This is a genomic window from Aporhodopirellula sallentina SM41 (assembly GCF_000346505.1).
Taxonomy (GTDB): domain Bacteria; phylum Planctomycetota; class Planctomycetia; order Pirellulales; family Pirellulaceae; genus Rhodopirellula; species Rhodopirellula sallentina.
On sequence record NZ_ANOH01000473.1, the window covers coordinates 1 to 3778 of the forward strand.

The 3778-nt window shown below is 57.0% G+C and carries 3 protein-coding genes; 2 read left to right on the forward strand and 1 reads right to left on the reverse strand.

The window, feature by feature from the left end; all coding sequences use genetic code 11:
- Positions 1 to 39: 39 nt before the first annotated feature.
- The gene (locus RSSM_RS30570; protein ID WP_008689130.1) at positions 40 to 1038 is read right to left on the reverse strand and encodes a kappa-carrageenase; all 999 of its coding nucleotides are present in this window, start codon (positions 1036 to 1038) and stop codon (positions 40 to 42) included.
- A gap of 543 nt (positions 1039 to 1581) precedes the next feature.
- Between RSSM_RS30570 and RSSM_RS30575 the strand changes: the two genes are divergently transcribed.
- Positions 1582 to 2184 carry a GntR family transcriptional regulator gene (locus RSSM_RS30575; protein ID WP_008689135.1) on the forward strand — a complete coding sequence of 201 codons (603 nt, stop codon included), beginning with the start codon at positions 1582 to 1584 and terminating at the stop codon, positions 2182 to 2184.
- A 378-nt stretch (positions 2185 to 2562) separates the two neighbouring features.
- Positions 2563 to 3615 carry an aldose epimerase family protein gene (locus RSSM_RS30585; RefSeq protein WP_008689139.1) on the forward strand — a complete coding sequence of 351 codons (1053 nt, stop codon included), beginning with the start codon at positions 2563 to 2565 and terminating at the stop codon, positions 3613 to 3615.
- The last annotated feature ends 163 nt before the right edge of the window (positions 3616 to 3778 follow it).

Consider the following 3778-nt stretch of genomic DNA (forward strand, 5'->3'; position numbering starts at 1 on the left):
CTCACCTCTCCCAATCCCAAAATCGCGGATCGATCCATCTCAATCCTGTCGGCGAACCCAACACCGGACATAATCCACCGCCATCTCGGTCGGAAATCCTTCTCGCGTGCTCTCGCTCGGCACAGGCACTCGCCCGTCCTGCCCCGCCCAAGCGATCAACGGCGGACGAAGCTCCATCGTCAACGTCACGCTCATCGGAAGGTGCCAGTAAAGGTTTTCTTCCTCCGCCACTTTCTCGCCATCGATATACCACGTGATCTTTTCAGGCGTGTTCTCGCAAGCGTACACGTGATAGTCGTCTCGTGGATCCCAAGGAGCGTCGAACTCGTGCTTACAAACCTCGGGCAAATGCTGAGGACGAACCCACACCTCCTTGCCCGACTCATCAAGGATCCGCGTGTGAAGGTTGCAGTCGATATGGTTGGGCGACGTGAACTCTTCCTTGTCTGAATCCCAAACACCCTGCAACATTTCCACGATATCGATCTCGCTGTAGGTCACCTTGGGATACGTCGCGTTCTTTTCTCGGCCGTTGCTATACAACCAAAACGCGGGACACAGCCCCGGAAAACGACTGCAACCTTTGATCCTCGCCTCGAAATACCCGTACGTCGTTTTTCGCTGCGACTGCAAAATGCCGAGCTTGTAAAAGTACTCGTTGCCGCGGTGGCGGTGCGGCGCGTACCGAGCCCGAATAAACAGACTCCCCGACCTCAAACGCAAGTTGTCCGGCGACCACGCCCGCTCGCCCCACGGTCGCATGTCCGTGATCCATTTTGACCGGTCAATGCGGCGCGAGTTGAACTCATCCGAAAACCTCTGATCGAGCACCCAACGCTTCGACGGATCAGGTTCACGCAGATACGGCTGAACATCTTCCGATGCCGCCACTGAATTCGTCGCTGAATTCGCCGCCGCCCCGGACGCTTTCTGAGTCTCACCGAAGTCCCCCGCGAAAGCCTCAGGGGTTTCCGACCAAACAATCGACTGCCAACAACAGGCAACAAACAACGACACCAACAGGCTCTTCAACAACATCAGATCATCTCGGGGCAGGAGGGAAGGAAGGTAGGTAGGCAGAAAAGAAGGAACGAAGACAGGAAACAGTGAACAAAGAAGAAACGGGACGAAGCAAGGAAGAACAAAACAAGGAACGCAGCACGCCAGGAACGCAGCACGCCAGGATCGCAGGCCGCTCCAAAAGCAGCCCACTGCGACAATCGCAAACCAGCCACCCCCGCAGCGTCGCCACCAATGCAGATCCACCACGCTATGCAAACACGCAGATAAATCAGGGATCGGAAGGGGGATGGGAGCGGCCAGCAACCGAGAATAAATTAACCAGCCACTCATCCGTTCAGCACATGCACCGCACAGCAAACCCAACGCAGCCCAACATCCCCACCAACCACCGCACGTCAGCTGCAATCTCGCTAAGGGCACCAAACGCCCAACACTTGTGCGAACAACGGAACGATGTATACTGTTAACAATTATCCCCCCGGTTGTTGTTTTGTCCAGGGGCATGTCAAAGATGCACGCTGACAACCCCGTGGAAATTTTCACCGCCTGGAGAGACACATGTCGTTGATTCCGCAAACTGTCCGTGAACAGGTAACCAATCAAATTCGCATCGACTTGCTGTCAGGCCGATTTCCTGCCGGAACCATGCTCCGCGAAATCGAGTTGGCCGAACGGTTCGGTGTCAGCCGCGGACCAGTTCGCGACGCCTTCATTCAGTTGTCCCACGAAGGATATCTCGCCTACCAAGCCAACCGAGGCGTGATGGTTCGCCATCCGCCCGACCCGAAAGATCGCGAATTCATCACCTCGCTGCGTTTGCAAATCGAAACCTACGTGATCGAACGAGGCCTGACCGACAAAGATCCCGATTCGGTCCAAAGCGTCGAGGTCGCGTTGGAACGACTCAAAGAAGCCTGCGACGCTGCCGAGCCCACTCAAGTCGCGATTCGAGACATCGAGTTTCACCAACAAATTCTGCTCGCCTGCGGTGGCGATGATCTCGTTCCGACATGGCGCCAACTCTGCTCGCGGATGCTCCTGACCTACACCCGCCTCGGCGATTACAACCAAGCCTACAGCGAACACGTTGCGATCTTTGAACCGTTCCGCGACAACGACCTGAAGAAAACAATTGCTGCTGTCCGCGCCAACATCAAGTAACCGAACGGCCAATGGTTCCGTCTCCACGTCCGGCAATCCTTTCACGCGCCTCAAAGAAAACCTAACCAATGGATTTGCCGGCCACCGCTCTTCCCGGTCGCCTCGTTCTCCCCGGCTGTCCCGATCCCCGGTTGTCTCGTTGCCGCCGCGGCGATCACCGACCGGCTGACGAGTGTTCGGCCACGCTCTCGGTCGACCGCGCCGCTCGTCAAAACAAATATTGCGTCCCTGCCCCGCCGTTTCTTCGGCGCTCCGCATGGTTACAAATTTAAATGCGACGGAATCACGCAGCAAACAGAACTCTCGTTGTTGCTCCGCTGTCCCCGCATCCTCTGATCAATCCCCAACCCCACTGACGTTACCCGTCGAGGAAACACGATGAAAATTGAATCGTCACCGTTTGGTGAATTCGAAGGTCACCCCGTCGAACTTTACACGCTCGAAAACGACAACGGAGTCATCGTCAAAATCACAACTTACGGCGGCACCGTCACCTCGATTGTCACGCCAGACAAGAACGGCGACAGCAGTGACATCGTCTGCGGTTTCGATTCGCTCGACGGCTACTTCGCCGACGAATACAAAGCCAACTCGCCCTACTTCGGATGCCTCGTCGGTCGCTACGCCGCCCGCATCAAAGACGGCAAATTCACCGTCGATGGCCAACAACATCAAGTCGCCACCAACGACGGCCCCAACCATCTTCACGGCGGCATCCGCGGTTTCGACAAACGCGTATGGACGGTCGAAGGCACCTCGCAAGACGACAACAGCGTTACCCTAACCCTGTCACTCGCCAGTACCGACGGCGAAGAATCCTTCCCGGGCAACCTCAACGTTGTCGTCCATTATCGACTCACCAACGACAACGATGTTCGCATCGAATACGAAGCCGAAACGGACAAGACCACACCCCTGTCGCTGACCAACCACACCTACTTCAATCTCAACGGGTTCCAAGACACCGTCCTCGATCACGTCCTGCAACTCAGCAGCGATCGGTACCTCGTTCCCGACGACACCAATGTCCCCGTAGGCGAGGAAGCCACCGTTGCCGGAACCGCCGCAGACTTCAACTCGCCCAAACGAATCGGCGACGCCTTCGACGAACTACCGCTCGGATTCGAACACTACTACGCGTTCAACAAACCAGTCGGATCGTTAGAGAAAGTCGCCGAGGTCCGCGAACCGAACACCGGTCGCAAACTCGAGGTCCTGTCCACCGAACCTGGCACCCTCTTCTACACCGGACGCTACACCTCCGACGCACTCAAACGCGAAAGCGGAGCCCAGTTCGGCCAATTCCGCGGCTTCTGCCTCGAAACCTCCAAATACCCCAACGGCCCCAACATCCAAAACGCCCCCAACAGCGTCCTAAAACCCGGCGACCAATACCGCGAAACAACAATTTACAAACTCAGCTGGACGTAACCCCAAGCCCGACCGTAGGCCGGACCAAGCGCAGCGCAGTTCCGGCATCCCCACCAAAACCCTCCCCCAAATCAGCCGCTCGGCGTTAGCCGCGGTTCCCTGCATGGCAACCGCTGCTAGCGCACACCGGCTCATTCCTGCACGTCAATCTCGCTTCGCCCCC